22 protein-coding genes are annotated in these 19,612 nt (G+C 71.8%); 13 read left to right on the top strand and 9 right to left on the bottom strand.

Annotated features, from left to right (window positions below; translation table 11 throughout):
• Positions 1 to 4 precede the first annotated feature (4 nt).
• On the top strand, positions 5 to 316 hold the full coding sequence (locus CFI00_RS13385; protein ID WP_207081626.1) for an SDR family oxidoreductase: 312 nt from the start codon (positions 5 to 7) through the stop codon (positions 314 to 316).
• Here CFI00_RS13385 and CFI00_RS13380 read toward each other — a convergent pair.
• A complete protein-coding gene (locus CFI00_RS13380; protein WP_207081625.1) occupies positions 260 to 1,108 on the bottom strand; it encodes an SURF1 family protein in 849 nt (282 codons plus the stop codon). The two genes, CFI00_RS13385 and CFI00_RS13380, sit on opposite strands and share 57 nt — an antisense overlap.
• A gap of 60 nt (positions 1,109 to 1,168) precedes the next feature.
• On the opposite strand from CFI00_RS13380, the gene moaA reads away from it, so the two are divergent.
• Positions 1,169 to 2,158: a GTP 3',8-cyclase MoaA gene (gene moaA, locus CFI00_RS13375; protein WP_207081624.1), complete on the top strand. Its 990-nt coding sequence runs from the start codon at positions 1,169 to 1,171 to the stop codon at positions 2,156 to 2,158.
• A gap of 61 nt (positions 2,159 to 2,219) precedes the next feature.
• Complete coding sequence (locus CFI00_RS13370) at positions 2,220 to 3,359, top strand: CDP-glycerol glycerophosphotransferase family protein (protein WP_207081623.1); 1,140 nt, start codon at positions 2,220 to 2,222, stop codon at positions 3,357 to 3,359.
• Between the two features lie 30 nt (positions 3,360 to 3,389).
• Here the strand turns inward: CFI00_RS13370 and CFI00_RS13365 are convergent, their stop codons facing one another.
• A complete protein-coding gene (locus CFI00_RS13365; RefSeq protein ID WP_207081622.1) occupies positions 3,390 to 3,593 on the bottom strand; it encodes an acetone carboxylase in 204 nt (67 codons plus the stop codon).
• A 181-nt stretch (positions 3,594 to 3,774) separates the two neighbouring features.
• Positions 3,775 to 4,065 carry a DUF3099 domain-containing protein gene (locus CFI00_RS13360; protein WP_207081621.1) on the bottom strand — a complete coding sequence of 97 codons (291 nt, stop codon included), beginning with the start codon at positions 4,063 to 4,065 and terminating at the stop codon, positions 3,775 to 3,777.
• 90 nt (positions 4,066 to 4,155) lie between these two features.
• On the opposite strand from CFI00_RS13360, the gene CFI00_RS13355 reads away from it, so the two are divergent.
• Genes CFI00_RS13355 through CFI00_RS13340 form a run of 4 tightly spaced genes read left to right on the top strand, consistent with a single transcriptional unit; the run spans position 4,156 to position 7,679 of the window.
• Positions 4,156 to 4,368, top strand: a complete 213-nt coding sequence (locus tag CFI00_RS13355; RefSeq protein ID WP_129454388.1) for a dodecin — start codon at positions 4,156 to 4,158, stop codon at positions 4,366 to 4,368.
• A 42-nt stretch (positions 4,369 to 4,410) separates the two neighbouring features.
• The gene (fabG, locus tag CFI00_RS13350) at positions 4,411 to 5,139 is read left to right on the top strand and encodes a 3-oxoacyl-[acyl-carrier-protein] reductase (RefSeq protein WP_207081620.1); all 729 of its coding nucleotides are present in this window, start codon (positions 4,411 to 4,413) and stop codon (positions 5,137 to 5,139) included.
• A 43-nt stretch (positions 5,140 to 5,182) separates the two neighbouring features.
• Positions 5,183 to 5,953, top strand: coding sequence for an enoyl-ACP reductase FabI (gene fabI, locus CFI00_RS13345; RefSeq protein WP_207081619.1), 771 nt, complete (start codon positions 5,183 to 5,185; stop codon positions 5,951 to 5,953).
• A 31-nt stretch (positions 5,954 to 5,984) separates the two neighbouring features.
• Positions 5,985 to 7,679: a Mur ligase family protein gene (locus CFI00_RS13340; RefSeq protein ID WP_242532388.1), complete on the top strand. Its 1,695-nt coding sequence runs from the start codon at positions 5,985 to 5,987 to the stop codon at positions 7,677 to 7,679.
• A gap of 66 nt (positions 7,680 to 7,745) precedes the next feature.
• Here the strand turns inward: CFI00_RS13340 and CFI00_RS13335 are convergent, their stop codons facing one another.
• The 3 genes from CFI00_RS13335 to CFI00_RS13325 are packed head-to-tail and all read right to left on the bottom strand — an operon-like array spanning position 7,746 to position 11,865.
• Positions 7,746 to 8,111, bottom strand: coding sequence for a cupin domain-containing protein (locus CFI00_RS13335; protein WP_207081618.1), 366 nt, complete (start codon positions 8,109 to 8,111; stop codon positions 7,746 to 7,748).
• Positions 8,112 to 10,883, bottom strand: a complete 2,772-nt coding sequence (gene cphA, locus CFI00_RS13330) for a cyanophycin synthetase (RefSeq protein ID WP_207081617.1) — start codon at positions 10,881 to 10,883, stop codon at positions 8,112 to 8,114.
• Positions 10,876 to 11,865 carry a cyanophycinase gene (locus CFI00_RS13325; protein WP_207081616.1) on the bottom strand — a complete coding sequence of 330 codons (990 nt, stop codon included), beginning with the start codon at positions 11,863 to 11,865 and terminating at the stop codon, positions 10,876 to 10,878. The genes cphA and CFI00_RS13325 overlap by 8 nt, the downstream gene beginning before the upstream one ends.
• A gap of 33 nt (positions 11,866 to 11,898) precedes the next feature.
• Between CFI00_RS13325 and CFI00_RS13320 the strand changes: the two genes are divergently transcribed.
• Complete coding sequence (locus tag CFI00_RS13320) at positions 11,899 to 12,429, top strand: histidine phosphatase family protein (protein WP_242532387.1); 531 nt, start codon at positions 11,899 to 11,901, stop codon at positions 12,427 to 12,429.
• Positions 12,426 to 13,235 (top strand): putative protein N(5)-glutamine methyltransferase, encoded by an 810-nt coding sequence (locus CFI00_RS13315; protein ID WP_207081615.1) that lies wholly within the window; start codon positions 12,426 to 12,428, stop codon positions 13,233 to 13,235. Before CFI00_RS13320 ends, CFI00_RS13315 begins: the two co-directional genes overlap by 4 nt.
• On the opposite strand, the gene serB is transcribed toward CFI00_RS13315, so the two are convergent.
• Positions 13,201 to 14,424: a phosphoserine phosphatase SerB gene (serB, locus tag CFI00_RS13310; protein ID WP_207081614.1), complete on the bottom strand. Its 1,224-nt coding sequence runs from the start codon at positions 14,422 to 14,424 to the stop codon at positions 13,201 to 13,203. The genes CFI00_RS13315 and serB overlap by 35 nt on opposite strands.
• Before the next feature lie 86 nt (positions 14,425 to 14,510).
• Positions 14,511 to 15,230, bottom strand: a complete 720-nt coding sequence (locus CFI00_RS13305) for a hypothetical protein (protein ID WP_207081613.1) — start codon at positions 15,228 to 15,230, stop codon at positions 14,511 to 14,513.
• Positions 15,231 to 15,307: 77 nt separating this feature from the next.
• Here CFI00_RS13305 and CFI00_RS13300 point away from each other — a divergent pair, with 77 nt between their 5' ends.
• The 4 genes from CFI00_RS13300 to CFI00_RS13285 are packed head-to-tail and all read left to right on the top strand — an operon-like array spanning position 15,308 to position 18,542.
• Positions 15,308 to 16,114, top strand: a complete 807-nt coding sequence (locus CFI00_RS13300; RefSeq protein WP_207081612.1) for an ABC transporter ATP-binding protein — start codon at positions 15,308 to 15,310, stop codon at positions 16,112 to 16,114.
• 17 nt (positions 16,115 to 16,131) lie between these two features.
• Complete coding sequence (locus tag CFI00_RS13295) at positions 16,132 to 16,593, top strand: NfeD family protein (protein ID WP_207081611.1); 462 nt, start codon at positions 16,132 to 16,134, stop codon at positions 16,591 to 16,593.
• A gap of 51 nt (positions 16,594 to 16,644) precedes the next feature.
• Entirely contained in the window at positions 16,645 to 17,784 is a 1,140-nt protein-coding gene (locus CFI00_RS13290; protein ID WP_207081610.1) for an SPFH domain-containing protein, read from the top strand.
• Positions 17,781 to 18,542, top strand: coding sequence for a sulfite exporter TauE/SafE family protein (locus tag CFI00_RS13285; RefSeq protein WP_207081609.1), 762 nt, complete (start codon positions 17,781 to 17,783; stop codon positions 18,540 to 18,542). Before CFI00_RS13290 ends, CFI00_RS13285 begins: the two co-directional genes overlap by 4 nt.
• Before the next feature lie 47 nt (positions 18,543 to 18,589).
• Here CFI00_RS13285 and CFI00_RS13280 read toward each other — a convergent pair whose 3' ends face one another.
• The gene (locus CFI00_RS13280) at positions 18,590 to 19,570 is read right to left on the bottom strand and encodes an alpha/beta hydrolase (protein ID WP_242532386.1); all 981 of its coding nucleotides are present in this window, start codon (positions 19,568 to 19,570) and stop codon (positions 18,590 to 18,592) included.
• Positions 19,571 to 19,612 lie beyond the last annotated feature (42 nt).

Raw genomic sequence — 19,612 nt, 5'->3', positions numbered from 1 at the left:
TGAGATGGACCTCCGTCTGGCCGACCGCGTCCTCATCGTCACCGGAGGGGCTCGCGGTCTGGGCCGCGCCAGCGCCGAGGCGCTCGTCGCCGAGGGTGCCCGTGTGGTGCTGTCGGGCCGCTTCGGGCCGCCGTGGCCGTCGTGGCGGACAACGCCGACCGCGAGACCCCGGCCCGCGGAGGCGAGCATCCCGCTGGGGCGCTACGGCGAGCCTGCGGAGGTCGGGGCGGTCGCTGCGTTCCTGCTCTCGCCCGTGGCGTCATTCCTGACGGGCGTGATGCTTCCGGTCGACGGCGGGCTCCTGCGCGATCTCTGACGCAGGCGCACGCTCGGCGGCGGCGCCGGACCGGGCGCCCTCGTCACGGGTCTTGCCCCACGGGCCGCGCCCGCCGCGCCACTCGTCGTACATCAGGTAGAAGAAGCCGAAGATCGCGAGCGCGCCGAAGAACCACCACTGCAGGCCGTAGAAGAAGTGCGGGCCCTCGTTGAGCTCGGGCATCTCGACCGGGGCCAGCGGCGTCGCTGCCTCGGGCGACTCGGTCCTCAGGTCGATCCACCCGCCGAGCACCTCGCGGTCGAGCGCCTGGGCGATCTCGCCGCTGTTGACCGCGCGCGTGGACTGGTCGCTGACCTGGGTGCTGTCGCCCTCGGCGTCCTGGCGCACGAAGCCGGTGATCGTCACCTCGCCGGCCGGCGGCTCGGGCACGTCCTCGGAGGTGGCGCCCCGGTTGTCGGTGCCGAACCAGCCGCGGTCGACCAGCACGCTGGAGCCGTCGGGGAGCTCGAGGGGGACGACGACGTCGACGCCTGCGGCGCCCTCGCGGGTGCGGTAGCGCACGATCACCGTGTCCTCGACGGCGTAGGTGCCGGTGGCCTCCACGATCCGCCACTCCGTGTCGCGGGTGACGTCGCGCCCAGGCGCCATCACCTCGAGGATCGGGTCGGCGCCGGCCTCCTCGTTGCGCTCGATGGTCGCGTTGCGGTCCTGGCGCTCCTCGAGACGGTCGAACTGCCACTCGCCGAGGCGCCAGGCGACCCAGCCGAGGAAGACGACCACGAGCGCGAAGGCGACCCAGCGGCGTGAGACCAGGAACCGCAGCTTGTGCACGGGACGAGGTTATCCGGCGCGTCCTGAGCGCGTGGGGGGTGCCTCGCTAGGGTGGTGGGTGTGACGACACCTCTGGCAGACCGCTTCGGCCGCGTGGCCACGGACCTGCGCGTGTCCCTGACCGACCGGTGCAACCTGCGGTGCAACTACTGCATGCCGGCCGAGGGCCTCGACTGGTTGCCCACGGACCAGACGCTCACCGACGACGAGGTGGTGCGCCTGATCACGATCGGGGTCGAGCGCCTCGGGATCCGCGAGGTGCGCTTCACCGGCGGCGAGCCGCTCCTGCGGCGCGGCCTGGTCGACATCGTCGCCCGCACCCACGCCCTCGGCGTCGAGACCTCGCTGACCACCAACGCCCTCGGCCTCAACCGCACCGCGCAGGCGCTGGCCGACGCCGGCCTCGACCGGATCAACGCCAGCATCGACACCGTCCGGCCCGAGACCTTCGCGACGATCACCCGCCGTGACCGGCTCGCGGACGTGGTCGCCGGCCTCGAGGCCGCCAAGGCCGCCGGGCTCGGCCCGATCAAGCTCAACGCGGTCCTGCTGCGCGGCACCAACGACGACCAGGCCGCCGAGCTGCTGCACTGGAGCATCGAGCACGGCTACGAGCTGCGCTTCATCGAGCAGATGCCGCTCGACGCCCAGCACGACTGGAGCCGTGAGGCGATGGTCACCGCCGACGAGATCTACGCCCAGCTCATCGACGAGTTCACCCTGACGCCGCACGGCGAGCCGCGCGGGAGCGCCCCCGCCGAGCTCTTCGACGTCGACGGTGGACCGGCGACCGTCGGCATCATCGCCTCGGTCACGCGACCCTTCTGCGGCGACTGCGACCGGGTGCGCCTCACCGCGGACGGCCAGGTGCGCAACTGCCTGTTCGCCCGTGAGGAGTCCGACCTGCGCACGGCCCTGCGCTCGGACGCCACCGACCAGGAGATCGCCGAGCGCTGGGTGATCGCGATGCTCGGCAAGCGCGCCGGCCACGGCATCGACGACGTCACCTTCCTGCAGCCCGACCGGCCGATGTCCGCCATCGGCGGCTGAGACGGTCCACATCCACCGGCGAAGTGGGTGCCGTTGCCCTGCGGGCGACTAGAATCTGCTCGTGAACGACGTGCACGTGATCGCCTACTTCGCAGGCGACCCCACCAGGACCTACCAGCTCGTGCAGTGGCTGGAGGTCCTCGAGATCCTCGACGGTTCCCACCGCGTGGGACTGGTGCTCCGCGACCCCGACTCCGCGGACCTGGTGGCGGCGCGCACCGGCCTGCAGGTCTTCACCGCCCCGACCTTCCCCGAGCTGACCGAGCTCTACGCCGCGCTCGACGCGAAGGTCGTGCTCTACTGCAACAACTCCGTCCTCAACGTCGAGTCGCTCCTCGACAGCCGCCGCCTGCACGTCCACATCAACCACGGCGAGAGCGACAAGCAGTCCATGGCGAGCAACAACGCCAAGGCCTACGACCGGGTCTTCGTCGCCGGTGGCGCGGCGGTCGAGCGCTACCTCACCGGCCTCCTCGCCTTCGACGCCGGCCGACTGGTGCGGATCGGTCGCCCGCAGCTCGACCTGCCGCGTACGCCGCTCCTGGAGCCGAGTCCGCGCCGCACGGTCATGTACGCCCCGACGTGGGAGGGCGACGCCGACTACAACGACTACACCTCGGTCGATCTCTTCGGCGAGAAGATCGTGCGGAGGATCCTCGCGGTTCCCGACGTCCGGCTGGTCTACAAGCCGCACCCCAAGGTGACGACGAGCCTTGCCCCCGCGATCGCCACCGCGCACCAGCGCATCATGGAGCTCGTCGGTGACGCCGCGGAGGCGGATCCCGCTGCGGGCCACACCCAGGTGCTCAACGGGGACATCCTGGCGGTGATGCCCGGGTGCGACGCCATCGTCACCGACGTCTCCTCGGTCGGCCTCGACTGGCTCTACCTCCACACCGAGAAGCCGATCTTCCTCACCGACCGCCACGGCGACACGGAGTCGCTGCGGCAGGAGGTCCCGATCAGCCACTGCGCTGACGTCGTCGACCACACCAACGTCGACGGCCTCACCGCGCTGCTGGCCGAGCGGCTCGACCACGACACCCGTCACCTCGACCGCGTGGCCATGCGCCACCACTACTTCGACGACCTGCACGTGGGCGACAGCACCACACGCTTCCTGGCGGCTGTGGCCGAGGTCGTGGCACTGCGTGACCGGCTGGTCGCGGCCGCCACCACCGGCACCGCGATCACCGCCTGAGCCGATAGGCCCCCGCCGGGAAGCGGTGCGTCAGGCGCCGTGCTCGTGCGCGACGACGTCCCTCAGGAAGCCGCGCGCGCCGAGGAAGTCCGACAGCGACCCGCGGTGGTCCTCGCACGCCAGCCACGACTTGCGTCGCTCGGCGGTGTGGATCTTCGGGTTGTTCCACTGCAGGTCCCACACGGCGTCGGCCTGGCACCCCTTCGCCGAGCAGATGGGACGATCGGGATCCATGGCGACCTCTCTGGGGCGTGGGAGGGGACAAATGTAGAGGTGCCGGACAGCCACGGGGGGAAGCTGTCCGGCACCTCGGAAGCGAACACAGACGGGGGATGCTGCGCTCGCGAGGAAGATCATTCCACGAGGGTCGGTGAAAACCAAACCTTCCGAGCAGAAGTTGCCGGACTTTTTTTCCTCAGTCCGGACGCTCGCCGGCCGTCAGTTCAGGGGCCGACGGACCGGACGGCAGGGTGAATCCGTCGTCTCGCTGGTCGACGGCGTTGGCGATCACCACCGCGAAGAGGGGAAGGAACACCGCGCCGGCGATCAGGAGCCACATGAACACGCCGGACCCGACGATCACCGCGGCGAGGAAGCAGACCAGCCTGATCGACATCGACCACGCGTAGCGGCGCTTGCGCAGCTTCATGTCGTCCGCGGCGCTGCTGCGTGCCGTCGTGATGCGTACGACGTCAGAGTCGGCCATGCGTTCCACTGTACGTCGCTAGGCTCCACAATCCACGGGCCGTGTCGCACCCCACAGCGGCGCCCGGCTGCCCGTCGTACAGGAGGAACCATGTCCAACCGCACCTACCGCGTCACCGAGATCGTCGGCACCTCGCCCGACGGCATCGACCAGGCGATCCGCAACGGCATCGAGCGTGCCGGCCAGACCCTGCGCCACATCGACTGGTTCGAGGTGACCCAGATCCGCGGCCAGGCCAAGGACGGGTCCGTGGAGCACTTCCAGGTGGGGATGAAGGTCGGCTTCCGCCTCGAGGACGAGTAGTCGGTTTCGGCCTACCCCCCGGTAATCACTAGCGTCGACGGAGTGAGCGAGACTTCCGCACCCAGCGTCCCCCGTTCCGTCCTGGTCACCGGCGGCAACCGCGGCATCGGTCGCGCCATCGCCGAGGCCTTCATCGCCCAGGGAGACAAGGTCGCGGTGACCACCCGCAACGGCGGCGCGCCCGAGGGTGCGCTCGACGTGCGGTGCGACATCACGGACCCCGACGCGGTCGAGGCTGCGTTCACGCAGGTCGAGGAGGCCCACGGCCCGGTCGAGGTGCTGGTCGCCAATGCGGGCATCACCAAGGACACCCTGCTCCTGCGGATGAGCGAGGACGACTGGTCGTCGGTCATCGACACCAACCTCACCGGCACCTTCCGGCTCGCCAAGCGCGCGGCCAAGGGGATGCTGCGCCTGCGCCGCGGCCGGATCATCCTCATCTCGTCGGTCGTGGGCCTGCTCGGCTCGGCGGGGCAGGTCAACTACGCCGCCTCCAAGGCCGGGCTCGTCGGCGTCGCCCGTTCGCTCGCCCGCGAGCTGGGCAGCCGCTCCATCACCACCAACGTCGTGGCGCCCGGCTTCGTCGAGACCGACATGACCGACGTGCTGAGCGACGAGCAGAAGGCCGCCATCAAGACGCAGGTCCCGCTGGGGCGCTACGCCTCACCGGCGGAGGTCGCCTCGGCGGTCACCTGGCTCGCCTCCGACGGCGCCGCCTACGTCACCGGGGCCGTGATCCCGGTCGACGGCGGCCTCGGCATGGGCCACTGACGCACCCACCCGCTCCTCGACGCCACACGAAAGGCACACGCACATGGGAATCCTCGACGGCAAGCGCATCCTCGTCGCCGGCGTGACGATGGACAGCTCGATCGGCTTCGCGACCGCGAAGATCGCCCAGGAGCAGGGCGCCACGGTGCTGATCTCCAACTTCGGCCGCGCCCTGGGCATCACCCGGCGCATCGCCAAGCGGCTGCCGCAGACGCCTCCCGTGCTGGAGCTCGACGTCACCGACGAGGACCACCTCGCCGGCCTCGCCGACCAGGTCCGCGAGCACGTCGACGGGCTCGACGGCGTCGTGCACTCGATCGCCTACGGCAACCCCGAGACCCTCCTGGGCGGCAAGTTCATGGACGGACCGTGGGAGGACGTGGCGCAGGCCGTCCAGGTCTCCGCCTACTCGCTGAAGTCGCTCGCGGTCGCCACGCGCCCGCTCATGTCCCGCGGTGGGTCGATCGTGGGACTCACCTTCGACGCCACCACCGCGTGGCCGGCGTACGACTGGATGGGCGTGGCCAAGGCCGCGCTCGAGAACACCTCGCGCTACGTCGCCCGCGACCTCGGTCCCGACGGGATCCGCTGCAACCTCGTCTCCGCCGGGCCCCTCAAGACCCTCGCCGCGAAGGCGATCCCGGGCTTCGAGGACCTCGAGTCGGCGTGGAAGGACCGCGCGCCGCTGGGCTGGGACGAGACCGACCACGCCCCGACCGCGCAGGCCGTGTGCGCACTGCTCAGCGACTTCTTCCCGGCGACCACGGGCGAGATCGTGCACGTCGACGGCGGCTTCCACGCGATGGGGCTGTAGCCGCCTCGCGACGGTTCGGTAGTTTCCACCGGTGACCTCACTCGTCGAGCTGCGCATCCTCGAAGGCCCCAACCTCTACTTCCCGCGGGCTGCAGTGAAGCTCACCCTCGACGTGTCCTCGATCAGCGAGGCCAGCGACGAAGCGGTGCTGCGCCTCGCGCGCCGCATCGGGCTGCGCACGACGCGCCCCGGTGCGCCCGGCTCGGGCTTCCGACAGCGCTTCGCGCTCCGCGCGGTCGAGCGCCTGGTGCGGGCCATCGCGAGCGAGGCCGGCACCCGGCGCCTCGCAGTGCGCGTACGCCCCACCTCGGACCCCGACGTGCTCGTCGTCGCCTTCCCGTGGCGCCACCGCGGCCGTGCGCGCGCGCTCGGAGAGGCAGTCGCGCACGCGCTGGACGCCCTGCCCACCCCCGACGTCGAGGCCGCGGTCAGCGCCGCTGCCGAGGAGGTCGCGGCCGCGGAGCGCGGGAGCCGACCCACGACCATCACCCCGGCCATCCCCGTGGTGGCAGTGACCGGCACGAACGGCAAGACGACGACGAGCCGGATGGTCGCCCACATCGCCCGCACCAGCGGCCTCGTCGTGGGGTGGTCCAACACCGACGGCATCTATCGCGATGGCGTGCTGGTGGAGGCCGGCGACTACTCTGGCCCCTCCGGCGCCGGTCGCGCGCTCGCCCTCGACGGCGTCCAGCTCGCCGTCACCGAGACCGCCCGCGGCGGCATCCTGCTCAAGGGCATCGGCGTCACCCGCAACGACGTGTCCGTGGTGACCAACGTGACCGCCGACCACCTCGGCCTCCAGGGCATCGACACCGTCGACCAGCTGGCCGAGGTGAAGTCCGTCGTCCCGCGCATCACGCGCAAGGGCGGCTGGGCGGTGCTCAACGGCGACGACCCCCGGGTGGTCGCGATGCGTGCCGTGGTCAGCGCCCAGCCCTGGATCTTCAGCCGTGACCCCGACTCGCCCGCCGTGCGCGAGGTGCTGAGCCACGGCGGCGGTCGCGCGACGACGGTGATCGACGGCTGGATCACCGTCCTGACGCCCGGCGCCGACCCGGACCCGCTCGTCGAGCTCGTGGACGTCCCGATGACGCTGGCGGGCTTGTCGCGCTTCAACATCGAGAACGCCCTCGCCGCCGCATCCGCGGCCCTCGCCATCGGGCTCGACCGCGCCGACGTGGTCGCCGGACTGCGCTCCTTCCTGCCCGACGCCGAGCACAACCCGGGCCGGATGAACTTCTTCTCCCTGCCCGGCGACGTCAGCGTCGTCATGGACCTCGCCCACAACGAGGCCGGGCTGGAGGCGCTGCTCGAGATCATGGGCGGCGTACGCCGTCCCGGTGCGCGCCTGCTGCTCGGCCTCGGCGCCGTCGGTGACCGCACCGACGAGCTGATCGACGCGCTCGGCGAGATCGGCGCCAAGGGCAGCGACGTCGTCGCGATCGGTCACAAGGAGTGGTACCTCCGCGGCCGGACGATGGACGAGATCGACGCCCTGCTGCGCGCGGGTGCGGCACGGGTGGGGGTCACCGACATCGACACCTATGAGACCGAGGTCGCCTGCCTCGCCGCGCTCGTGGAGCGTGCACGTCCGGGCGACGTGGTCGGCCTGATGTGCCACGCGGAGCGCCAGGAGGCCTACGACTGGCTCGCCGCCCACGGCGGCACCCCGGACAGCGCCGAGACGCTCTCGCAGAAGGTGCGGGCGGCCGGGGAGGGCTGACCCCGCTCCGCGGAGCGGTGACTCAGACAGGTTTCTGCGGCCGCGGAAGATGTCTCCCGCACCGCTTCAGACGTCGCCGGGGTCCACCTGCTCGCCGGGGGCGCCGATGTCGAGGTCACCCTCGACGATCATGGCTGACATGCCGCCCGGCGACCGGGTCTCGTGCAGCTCACCGGGCTCCCAGACGGCGGCCTGGCCGGCGCGGAGGTGGCGTACGGTCCCCTCGGCGCCCGCCACCTCGGCCTCGCCCGACAGCACGACCAGCAGCTGGCGGCCCACCGCCGGGTGACGGCCGATGGTGCCGCCGGGCGTCAGCGACACGGCGACCAGGTGGGCGTCGGCGCAGATGCCGAAGGCGCCCACCGAGAAGCTGCGGCTGCCGTGCGCCTCGATCGGGCGGTGCGGCAGGTCCGCCAGGTCGAGGATCCGCACTCAGGACTCCGTCTGGGGGGTGTAGTCCGGGTCGGCGGACGGAGCGTCGGGGTTGGCGACGGAGCCCGCCTGCGCGACGTCTGACCACTGCTCGAGCTCGGCCATCACCTCGGCGTGCTTGTCGACGCACACCACGACCAGGTCGCCCCGGTTGGCGCGGCTCATCGCGTGGCGTACGGCCTCGATCTCCTCGACCACCAGCTCGGCCTGCTTGCAGCGGGCGCCCTCGTCCATCGCGGTGCGTACGCCCTCGAGCACCAGCTCCGCGGTGGCGCCGCGCTCGCGTCCGCGGAGGGCGACGTCCTCGCGGACGATGCAGACGTCGAAGTGCTGGGCGGCGATGTGGCCGAGCTCGCGCATGTCCTGGTCGCGGCGGTCGCCCGCGGTCGCGATGATGCCGATGCGCGAAGGGCGCGCGAGGTCGTGCGAGGACTCCAGCGACTCGCCGACGCGGTCCACGAAGTCGCCGAGCATCTTCATGCCAGGTGCGTTGTGGCAGTAGTCGACGATCACGTTCACGCCGTTGACCTCGACCTCGTTGAGGCGGCCGGGGGAGAGGTAGTAGTTGGTCGAGAAGGTCCGCAGACCCTGGCGGATGTCGTGCAGCGGGGCGCCGGCGGCGAACGCGGCAGCGGCGGCGGCCAGTGCGTTCTGGACGTTCATCCGGGCACGGCCGCTGAAGGTCGCGGGGAGGAGGTGGGTCCAGGCCAGCTGCATCTCGCGCCGACCGTGCTGGACGACCATCATCTCGCCGCGCTCGGTCGGGTTGAGCACGATCGCCTTGCCACCGCGGCGGCAGTGGGCGTCGATCATGTCGCGCACCTCGGTGCCGGGCTCCTCCATGGAGAACCACACGACCTGCCCCGAGCACTTGCGCCGCATCTCGCGCACCAGCGGGTCGTCGGCGTTGAGGACGGCGTGGCCGTCGCGCGGCACCGCCTCGACGATGACGGCCTTGACGTCGGCGAGCTGCTCGACGGTGTCGATGCCACGCAGGCCGAGGTGGTCGGGCTGCACGTTGAGCACCACGGCCACGTCGTTGCGCTCGTAGCCCAGACCCTCGCGCAGGATGCCGCCGCGGGCCACCTCGAAGACGGCGAAGTCCACGCGGGGGTTCTGCAGCACCATCCGCGCCGAGCGCGGTCCCGACGCGTCTGCGCGGATCACCAGGCGCTCGTCGATGACGACGCCGTCGGTCGACGTCATGCCGACCTTGCGCCCGAGGCCCTTGAAGATGTGGGCGATCATCCGGCTCGTCGTGGTCTTGCCGTTGGTGCCGGTCACCGCCACGATCGGGATCCGCGAGGTCGCGCCCGGCGGGAACAGCATGTCCACCACCGGCTTGGCGATGAACTGCGGCTCGCCGATGGTGGGGTGGGTGTGCATCCGGAACCCGGGAGCGGCGTTGACCTCGCAGATCGCGCCGCCGGTCTCGCGCACCGGTTCGGTGATGTCGGGACAGATGAAGTCGATGCCGGCGATGTCGAGCCCGACCATGCGGGCGGCCTCCTCGGCGATCTCGACGTTCTCCGGGTGCGCCTCGAAGGTGCGGTCGATCGAGATGCCGCCGGTCGACATGTTGCCGGTCAGCGCGAGCTTGACCATCTCGCCCTCGGCGGGCACGGAGTCGAGCGTGTGGCCCTGGTCGGCCAAGACCTCGATCGCGGCGTCGTCGAGCTTGATCCGGGTCAGCACCTTCTCGTGCCCCACGCCGCGGCGCGGGTCGGCGTTGGTGAGGTCAACGAGCTGCTCGACCGTCGAGGTGCCGTCACCGGTCACGGAGGCGGGCACGCGCTCGGCGATCGCGACCATCCGGCCGTCGATGATCAGGCAGCGGTAGTCCTTGCCGGTGACGAAGGACTCGACGATGACGCTGCCCCGGCGCGACTGGCCCTCCGCGATCGGGAACGCAGCGCGTACGTCGTCGTCGTCCTGCAGGTCCAGGCAGACCCCGCGGCCGTGGTTGCCGTCGAGCGGCTTGAGCACGACCGGGAAGCCGATGCGGCGCGCGGCGGCGACCGCGGCGTCCACCGAGCGCACCGACTCCTGCTTGGGCACCGGCAGTCCCGCGGCGCCGAGCAGCTTGGTCGTGAGGTCCTTGTCGGAGGCGATGTCGACGGCGATCGAGGAGGTCTCCGACGTCATCGTGGCGCGGATGCGCTTGGCGTGCACTCCCTGGCCGAGCTGGACCAGGGAGTACTGGTTGAGCCGGATCCACGGGATGTCGCGCGAGACCGCCTCGTCCACGATGGCCTGCGTGGACGGGCCGAAGGCGGTGCGCTCGGCCCGGCGGATGAAGTCGTCGCGCTCGGTCTCCCACTCGAAGTCGGGGTCGCCCTCGACGAGGTGGTTGACCAGGCGGACGGCAAGGCGACCGGCGGTGAGGCCGACGTTCTCGTCGATGTAGCCGTAGATGATGTTGTAGTGGCCGGGCCGGCCCTTGACCTGGCGGGTCTTGCCGCGCCGGATGTCGTGGCCGACCAGCTGCTGGAGCGCCAGCGCCACGTGCTCGGCGACGTGGCCCAGCCAGGTGCCCTCCTTGAGCCGCTCGACGAAGCCCCCACGACGCCCGCGCGAGCAGGAGTGCTCGCGCAGCCCGGGCAGCATGGCGACGAGGTCGTCGGAGAAGCCGGGGATCGTGTGGGTGGGGAACTGCTCGAGCGAGCCCAGGTCCACCACGAGGTGGATCGACTTGTCGTAGGACCAGACGTTGGCGCCGCGGTAGACGCGGGTCTCGACGATCTCCAGGTCCGGTGTCGGGCGCTCACTCATCAGCGGTCTCCCTCGGGGGTGGGGGCGTGGTGTCGGACGGGCGGGGCGTACGCCTCAGCTTGAGACGGCGCCTGATCGCGGCGGGCGTCGCGTCGGCCGCGGCGATGTCGCGGGCGAGCTGGCGCAGGTCGCGCCCGGCCTCGGCGAGCTCGTCGGCGTCCTCGGGGTCGACGGCCTGCTCCTGCTGCAGCAGCGTGCGGGTGGTGAGGTTGAACACCGCGCCCTCGGGCAGGACGTGGAAGACCACGCCGCTGGCGAGCAGGGGAGAGGATCGGGTCGCCTCGTGGGCGTTGGAGACCATGCGTGCCCCGTCGAAGACGCTGACCGCGCCCTTGCCCATGACGCGCATCACCAGGTCGCCGTCGACGTCCTCGATGAGGCCGCACGTGTCCTCGTCGACGCCGATCCCCAGCAGCTGCGGGCTCTGCGCGACGATCATCAGCAGCCGGCCGTAGCGGTTGCGCTGGTCGAAGTGCTGGTCGATGACGGTGGCGTCCACCAGGCCCAGCCCGGCGGCGACCTGGGTCATCCGCTGCTTGGGCGTGGCCCCGCCGACCCCGAAGGCCACCATGTGCGAGGACTGGATGCTGGCGCCGGCCGACGTGCCGGCAACGACGGCACCGCGCTCGTGGGCGCGCAGGATCGCATCGCCCACAGGCGTCCCGCAGACGATCGAGGACAGCTTCAGCTGGTTGCCACCGGTCATGAAGACGCCGGTCGCGTCGTCGATGGCCTTGACCAGTGCCGGGTCGTGGGCCTGCTCGCGCGACTCGGGGCGTACGGCGTCGACGCGCGCGGCGCCGAACTTGGTGAAGAGCGCGTCGTAGACGTCGACCACCTCCCGTCCGAGCGACGAAGCGGTCGGGATCACGGCGATGCGCGCATCCGGACCCCCGCTGAGTGCGACGAAGTGCTTGAGGATGGTCGGCTTGCGCACCTTGTCCTCGGCACCACCGATGATCATGAGTGGTCCGTTGGGCATGACAGGCAGGCTAGCGGCTGGAAGGGTGGACGGATGCAGCAGTCGAGGGGAGACGAGATGCGACGGCTCGTGGTGATGCGGCACGCGAAGGCGGTGGCGACAGCCCCCTCGGACCACGAGCGGGGCCTCGCGCCCCGTGGACGCGCAGACGCGCAGCAGGTCGGTCAGTGGCTTCGCGAGCGCGAGATCGAGCCCGACGCCGCGCTCGTGTCGGACGCGCTGCGGACCCGCGAGACCTGGGAGCACGTCACCGAGGCGGCAGGGTGGGACGTCGAGGCGGGCTTCTCCGCCGCGCTGTACGCGGCCGGGGCCGATTCGGCCTTCGACCTCATCCGCGAGGTCGACGCGGACGTGCGCACGCTCGTGGTCGTCGGGCACAACCCGACGATGGCCTACATCGCCGAGCTGATCGACGACGGGGAGGGTGAGGTCGAGGCCACCACGGGCCTGGTCACCCGCGGCTTCCCCACGTCCGCGCTCGCGGTCTTCACCGTCGAGGTCGGTTGGACCGACCTCGACCCGGGCACCGGTCGCATCGAGGCCTTCCACCCCGGCCACGGATGACCGATCCGCTCGTGGTGGCGCGCCTGCGCGCCGCCGGGTGCGTCTGGGCCGAGGACGAGGCGGCCGCGCTCGAGGCCGCGACGTCGACGCCCGTCGAGCTCGAGGCGCTGGTCGCCCGACGGGTCGCGGGCGAGCCTCTGGAGGCCGTGCTCGGGTGGGTGGAGTTCCTCGGCCGGCGGCTCGTGGTCGCCCCCGGTGTCTTCGTCCCGAGGCGTCGTACGGAGCTGCTGGCCCGCCTGGCGCTCGCGCAGGTCGCGGACCGACGGAGCGCCGACGAGGGGCCACCCGTGCTCGTCGAGATGTGCTGTGGGGTCGCCCCGGTGGCGGCCGTCCTCGACGAACGTGGGGCGGAGGTGCACGCCGCGGACCTGAGCACCGACGCGCTGGCGTGCGCACGCGCCAACGCGCAGGGCGCGGACCTGCACCTCGGCGACCTCTACGACGCGCTGCCGCACCGCCTCCTCGGCCACGTCGACGTGATCGCGGCCAACGCGCCGTACGTCCCCTCCGGCCGGATCGCGACGATGCCGCCCGAGGCGCGCGACCACGAGCCGATCGTCGCGCTGGACGGCGGACCCGACGGCGCCGACCTGCACCGGCGGCTCGCGGCCGGTGCGGCGGACTGGCTGGCACCCGGCGGGGTCCTGCTCGTCGAGACCAGCGCCGCGCAGTCCGACCTGACGATCGCTGCGATGGCCGGCTCGGGGCTGGCGACGCACGTCGTCACCGACGACGAGGTCGGTGGTTGCGTGGCGCTCGGCGAGCGACCCCTCAGCGGCTCTCCTCCAGCGGGGGCGCCGGGGTGACGATGCCGACGGCCGCGTCGGCGTCCTCGATCTGCTCGCGCGAGATGCCCAGCAGGTAGAGGATCGCGTCGAGGTAGGGCACGTTGACGGCCGTGTCGGCGGCGTCGCGGACCATCGGCTTGGCGTTGTAGGCGATGCCGAGCCCGGCGGCGTTGATCATGTCGAGGTCGTTGGCGCCGTCACCGATGGCGATCACCGCGTCGAGCGGTACGCCGACCTCGGCGGCGAACTCGCGCAGCGCGGTGGCCTTGCCCGCGCGGTCGACGACGTCACCCACGATCCGCCCGGTCAGCACGCCGTCGACGATCTCGAGCTCGTTGGCCCGGGCGAAGTGGATGCCGAGGTCCTCGGCGAGCCGGTCGGTGATCTGGGTGAAGCCGCCGGAGACGATCGCGAAGCGGTAGCCCAGCCGGCGGAGGGTCCGCACCATCGTGCGGGCGCCGGGCGCGAGCACGATGGAGGAGTAGACCTCCTCGAGCGCCGAGACAGGGACGCCCGCGAGCAGCGCGACCCGCTGGCGCAGGGACTGCTCGAAGTCGAGCTCGCCGCGCATGGCCGCCTCGGTCACCCGGGCCACCTCCGCCTCCTGGCCGGCGTGCGCGGCGATCATCTCGATCACCTCGCCCTGGATGAGGGTGGAGTCGACGTCCATCACGATCAGCCGGATGCCGCGACGGTGCAGCGAGTCGCGCTGCACCGCGAGGTCGATGCCCTGCTTGACCGCCTCGGCGGCGAGCAGTGGGCGGAGCCGGTCGGCGGGGGCACCGGAGACGTGCATCTCTATCGCGGTGACGGGGTAGCGCGCCATCCGCTCGATCTTGTCGATGTTGGCACCGGAGTCGGCGATGCGCCCGGCGATGGCCGACATCGCAGAGGCGCGCAGCGGGTTGCCGATCAGGGTGATGTGCGAGCGGTCGCCGGCGCGGCTGCGGTTGTCGCCGGCACCCCGCTCGACCTCGACGCTCATGTCGAGCTCCTCGGCGGTGCGCACGATGACGTCGCGCAGCTTCTTCCAGTCCCGCGGCGCGGTCACGAGGATGCCGAGCACCAGCCGGCGTCGCAGCACGATCTGCTCGATGTCGACGACCTCGACACCGGCCGCGGCCAGCGCGGCGAACATCGCGGAGGTGACGCCGGGACGGTCCTTGCCCGTGAGCGTGACCAGGAGGGTCTTCGGCTCGTCTTCCATGGTGGTGGAAGGCTAGTCGGGCAGGTGCCCGGGCCGCGGGGGAGTCCGCCGATCGGTCCGCGTGTCACGCGCGACGGGCGTGGTCCCTAGGGCGGCCACACCTGGGGCGAGCAGGCAGCCACGACGGCACGACGCGCGGCGCGGCCGAGGGGCTGCAGCAGCCCGCGACGGCGCTCCACCTCGTACGACGACAGCGCGCCGCCGTCGTCGTCGAGCGCGAGGTCCACGATCGCCCAGGCCTGGAGCCCGCGCGCCGCGAGGTCCGCGCACCGCGGCGGGGTGCCGAGCGGCGCCTCGAGGGCGGGGCGGTGGTGGAGGTTCATCAGGGCGTCGGCGGCCTCGGGCCGCCACTTCGCCACGTCGAGGTCGGCGAGCTCGCCGGCGGTGGAGACCAGCGTCTCCCTCAGCCCGCGGTCGGCCTCGCCCACGTCGGGCAGCTGGCGCGGGCCGGCCTCGAAGACCTGCCACTGCACCGTCTCGCCCTGCTCCACCGGCACGAGACCCAGGCCACCGGCGACGACGGCCTGGCCGGACTCCAGCGCCGCGGCGTTGAAGGCTCGCGGCCCGCCCAGACCGAGTGGGTCGCCGTCGACCGGCAGCGCCAGTCCGGCGTACGTCGCCCCGCTGGCGCGCGTGCGGACGAGGAGGTCCAGCGCCGAGCCGCCCTCCAGGAGGTGGGTGTCCTCGGCCAACACGTCGAGGACGTGGTCGGTCTGCTCGTGCCCGCGCAGCCACGCGGTGAGCCACCACGCCAGCGTGGCGGAGTGGGGCAGGGCCGGGACGTGGCCGGGGGAGGCGGTCGACATCGGGGCGAGGCTACTCGGGCGCGCACGACCGACGTGTCCGGCCCGGCAGCGCGGCCGCTGCTGGATAGGGTGACGACGTGGTCGCCGTCATCGAGTTCGCGGGAGTCACGGTGCGCCGTGGCAGCGCGCTGCTGCTCGACGAGGTGAGCTGGGAGGTCGAGGAGGACGAGCGCTGGGTGGTGCTCGGCCCCAACGGCGCCGGCAAGACCACCCTGCTCCAGGTCGCCGCGGCCCAGCTGCACCCGACCTCCGGGGTCGCCGGGATCCTCGACGAGGTGCTCGGCACCACCGACGTCTTCGAGCTGCGCCCGCGGATCGGGCTGACCAGTGCCGCGCTCGCCGACCGGATCCCCAGGGACGAGCTGGTCAGGGACGTGGTCGTCTCCGCCTCCTACGGAGTGGTCGGCCGCTGGCGCGAGCACTACGCCGACCTCGACCACGACCGCGCCGCCGACCTCTTGGCCGAGGTCGGTGCCGCCCACCTCCTGGAGCGGACCTTCGGCACCCTCAGCGAGGGGGAGCGCAAGCGGGTGCAGATCGCCCGCGCGCTGATGACCGACCCCGAGCTGCTGCTGCTCGACGAGCCGGCGGCCGGGCTCGACCTCGGAGGTCGCGAGGACCTCGTCGCCACCCTGTCCGACGTCGCGCTCGACCCCGACTCGCCGGCGACCGTGCTGGTCTCCCACCACGTCGAGGAGATCCCGCCTGGCTTCACCCACGCCCTGCTCCTGCGGGAGGGCCGTGTCGTCGACGCCGGACCGGTGGAGGACGTCGTCACCGCCGAGACGCTGTCGGAGACCTTCGGCATGCCGCTCCTGCTGAGCCGCGCCGACGACCGGTTCGCCGCGCGGCGCCGTCCGCCTCGGCGGATCCTCGATCAGTGACTGGATAGGGTCGTGACATGGACTGGATCCGCGACCACCTGTGGGAGACCTGGCTGGCGCTGTCGATCGCGCTCGGCGTCGCCGAGATGTTCAGCCTCGACCTCATCCTGGCGATGCTGGCCGCCGGCGCCGTGATCGGCATGGTGGCGGCCCTGGTCGGCCTCCCGTTCGTCGCGCAGATCCTCGCCGCGCTCGTCGCCTCCGTCGCGATGCTCGCCTTCGTCCGGCCCGCATTCGTCAAGAGGCTGCACGGTGGGCCGGAGCTCTCGCTCGGCCACGGCAAGCTCGTCGGCACCCGCGGCATGGTCACCGAGGAGATCACCGGCCTCGCCGCGGGGCGGATCAAGGCCGGTGGTGAGATCTGGACCGCGCTGCCCTACGACGAGAACCTCCGCATCGCACCGGGGGAGACGGTGGAGATCCTCCAGATCAAGGGCGCCACTGCCTACGTCCACCCTGTGGCCACGCTCGAGTCCTGAGCCGTCTCCACTCCTGCACCACTCGCACACACCAAGATCGGGGGAGAACCCATGGGAACAGCACTGCTGGTCCTGTTCGCGCTCGTCGTCCTCTTCGTCGTCGTGATGCTCGCCAAGACGGTCCGGATCGTGCCCCAGGCACGCGCTGCCATCGTCGAGCGCTTCGGCAAGTACAAGGGCACGCTTCCGGCCGGACTCAACATCGTCGTGCCGTTCATCGACCGGGTGCGCTACCTCATCGACCTGCGGGAGCAGGTCGTGAGCTTCCCGCCCCAGCCGGTGATCACCGAGGACAACCTGGTGGTGTCGATCGACACCGTCATCTACTTCCAGGTCACCGACCCGGTCGCCGCGACGTACGAGATCGCCAACTACATCCAGGCCGTCGAGCAGCTCACCATGACCACGCTGCGCAACATCGTCGGTGGCATGGACCTCGAGCAGACCCTGACCTCGCGCGAGGAGATCAACAACGGCCTGCGCGGCGTCCTCGACGAGGCGACGGGCAAGTGGGGCATCCGCGTCAACCGCGTCGAGATCAAGGGCATCGACCCGCCGCCGTCCATCAAGGACGCGATGGAGAAGCAGATGCGCGCCGACCGCGACAAGCGTGCCCTCATCCTCAGCGCCGAGGGCCAGCGCCAGTCCGCCATCCTCACCGCGGAGGGCAACAAGCAGTCGCAGATCCTCAACGCAGAGGGTGACCGCGAGTCGCAGATCCTGCGCGCCCAGGCCGACCGCGAGGCCGCGATCCTGCGCGCCCAGGGCGAGGGCCAGGCCATCCAGACGGTCTTCCAGGCCATCCACGACGGTCAGCCCGACCAGTCGCTGCTGGCGTATCAATACCTCCAGATGATGCCCAAGATCGCCGAGGGCAGCGCCAACAAGGTGTGGGTCATCCCCTCGGAGATCACCAAGGCGATGGAGGGCCTCGGGTCATCGATCCACGAGATCGCGGGCATCCCGAAGGACGCCACGCCCCGCAAGCGCGTCGACATGGGCCCGACCGAGCCCCAGCTGCCGCGCTCGTCCGCCGACCCGGACGCCCGGGCGACCAGCGAGGCCGTCCAGCAGGCGATCGCGGAGGCCGAGATCGCGGCGAACCCGGGCAAGTCCGCGCGTGGCCTCGACACCGGGACGACCGGCGGGGACAGCGGCACGACTGACCCGGAGGCACCCGCCGGCCAGTGAGTCCCGTCGAAGCAGTGCTGATCGCCCTCGCAGGAGTGGCGGCCGGCACCATCAACACCGTGGTGGGGTCGGGAACGTTGATCACGTTCCCGACCCTGCTGGCGTTCGGCGTGCCCCCGGTGACCGCCAACGTGAGCAACACCGTCGGCCTCGTGCCGGGGAGCATGTCCGGGGTCTTCGGCTACCGCCGCGAGCTCGCCGGCCAGCGCTCGCGCGTGCTGCGACTGGGCTCGGCGTCCCTGCTCGGCGGCGTCCTCGGTGCCCTGCTCCTGCTGTGGCTCCCGTCGGCGGCGTTCGACGCGATCGTGCCCGTGCTGATCCTGCTCGGCGTCGTGCTCGTCGTCGTCGGCCCGCGCGTCCAGCGAGCCGTCGCCGCCCGCGCCGCGGCCCGCGGCGGCATCCCCGACCACGGCGTCTGGTGGGTCTGGCCGGCGGTCGCCGCGACGGGCGTGTACGGCGGCTACTTCGGCGCGGCGCAGGGCGTGCTGCTGATGGCCGTGCTCGGGATCGGTGTGGCCGACTCGATGCAGCGCCACACCGCCACCAAGAACGTGCTCGCCCTGATCGTGAACGCGGTCGCCGCGCTGGTCTTCATCGCTGTCGCCGACGTCGACTGGGAGGTCGCCGGCCTCATCGCCCTCGGCTCGGTGGTCGGCGGACAGCTCGGCGCGACCGTGGGCCGGCGCCTTCCGCCACCCCTGCTGCGCGCCGTGATCGCGGTCGTCGGGCTCACCGCGCTGGTCGCCCTGCTCGCCTGAGCCCGATCGCTCCGGAGGGGTCTCGGTACGCCGCTCGCGCTCGGGCGCTACTCGACCGCCGAGGGGTCCGGCTCCACCCACGCGCGCAGCCAAGTGTCGAGGGCGGCGTACGCCGTCGCCCGGACCTCGGGGCGCGACAGCACGATGTCGTGGATCGCGCCCTCCACCGCCACCGAGGTGACGTGGCGACCGACCGACGAGGCCCACTTCCGGATCTGCTGCACGTCGAGCACGATGTCGTGGGTCGTGGCGGTCTCGTCGGTCTGCTCACCGAACCAGGAGCGGGCCGAGGAGAGCACCAGGGTGGGGCAGGCGACGTCGAGGCCGGCGTGCAGCTGCGCGTGGCCGCGGCGCACGGCGCGCAGCCAGCCGATGTAGACCGGGCGGGACTGCAGCGGCTTCCAGTCGAGGTCGTAGTCCCACTCGCCTCCGTGCTCGCGGTGCAGGGTCCGGCCGTAGACGTCGTTGACCTTGCGGGGGATGGGTTGCATGGGCCGCCGCGTGCCCAGCCGTTCGAGTGCCACCCGCGTGGCCGGGCTCCGCAGCCAGGCGGCTCCCTGCATGTCGAACCACGGCGAGTTGAGCACCAGCGCCCGGAGCTCGGCGGGGCGCCGCTCGTGGACCCACAGCGGGAGGGTCAACCCGCCGGTGGAGTGGCCGGAGCCGATGACGTCGGTGAACCCGTCGCGCTGGGTGATGCGCCACCAGGCCAAGTCGATCTCGCCGAAGTACTCCGCCAGGTCGCTGACGTAGTGAGGCGTCTGGTGCTCGCGCAGCGACCGGCCGTACTTGCGCAGGTCGATGGCGTAGAAGGTGTAGCCGCGGTCGGCCCACCAGCGGGCGTACTCGTCGTGGAAGAAGTAGTCGGCGAAGCCGTGGACGTGGAGCACCGCGCGGCCGTTGGGACGGGTCGGCTCGAGCGTGACCAGGGTGGCGACGACGGGGCCCTCGTCGTCGGGCGGGAGGGAGAACGTCTCGACCCGGTAGTCCGGCCCGAGGACGTCGGCCTGCAGCGGTTCCAGGGGCATGCCCGGAGCCTAGCGAGAGGGGTCCACGGATTTCGGGGTTCG

It is taken from the genome of Nocardioides sp. S5 (genome assembly GCF_017310035.1).
GTDB lineage: Bacteria > Actinomycetota > Actinomycetes > Propionibacteriales > Nocardioidaceae > Nocardioides.
The sequence above is the reverse complement of the archived record's forward strand: the minus strand, read 5'-3'. Positions and strand labels throughout refer to the sequence as shown.

Bases quoted from the DNA above. Each gene is read 5' to 3' on its own strand.
- CFI00_RS13295 (WP_207081611.1), top strand. From the start codon at position 16,132: ATGGACTGGATCCGCGACCACCTGTGGGAGACCTGGCTGGCGCTGTCG.
- CFI00_RS13315 (WP_207081615.1), top strand. From the start codon at position 12,426: ATGACCGATCCGCTCGTGGTGGCGCGCCTGCGCGCCGCCGGGTGCGTC.
- CFI00_RS13385 (WP_207081626.1), top strand. From the start codon at position 5: ATGGACCTCCGTCTGGCCGACCGCGTCCTCATCGTCACCGGAGGGGCT.
- CFI00_RS13290 (WP_207081610.1), top strand. From the start codon at position 16,645: ATGGGAACAGCACTGCTGGTCCTGTTCGCGCTCGTCGTCCTCTTCGTC.
- CFI00_RS13365 (WP_207081622.1), bottom strand. From the start codon at position 3,593: ATGGATCCCGATCGTCCCATCTGCTCGGCGAAGGGGTGCCAGGCCGAC.
- CFI00_RS13325 (WP_207081616.1), bottom strand. From the start codon at position 11,865: ATGCCCAACGGACCACTCATGATCATCGGTGGTGCCGAGGACAAGGTG.
- serB (WP_207081614.1), bottom strand. From the start codon at position 14,424: ATGGAAGACGAGCCGAAGACCCTCCTGGTCACGCTCACGGGCAAGGAC.
- CFI00_RS13305 (WP_207081613.1), bottom strand. From the start codon at position 15,230: ATGTCGACCGCCTCCCCCGGCCACGTCCCGGCCCTGCCCCACTCCGCC.
- CFI00_RS13355 (WP_129454388.1), top strand. From the start codon at position 4,156: ATGTCCAACCGCACCTACCGCGTCACCGAGATCGTCGGCACCTCGCCC.
- CFI00_RS13280 (WP_242532386.1), bottom strand. From the start codon at position 19,570: ATGCCCCTGGAACCGCTGCAGGCCGACGTCCTCGGGCCGGACTACCGG.
- CFI00_RS13320 (WP_242532387.1), top strand. From the start codon at position 11,899: ATGCAGCAGTCGAGGGGAGACGAGATGCGACGGCTCGTGGTGATGCGG.
- cphA (WP_207081617.1), bottom strand. From the start codon at position 10,883: ATGAGTGAGCGCCCGACACCGGACCTGGAGATCGTCGAGACCCGCGTC.
- CFI00_RS13360 (WP_207081621.1), bottom strand. From the start codon at position 4,065: ATGGCCGACTCTGACGTCGTACGCATCACGACGGCACGCAGCAGCGCC.
- fabI (WP_207081619.1), top strand. From the start codon at position 5,183: ATGGGAATCCTCGACGGCAAGCGCATCCTCGTCGCCGGCGTGACGATG.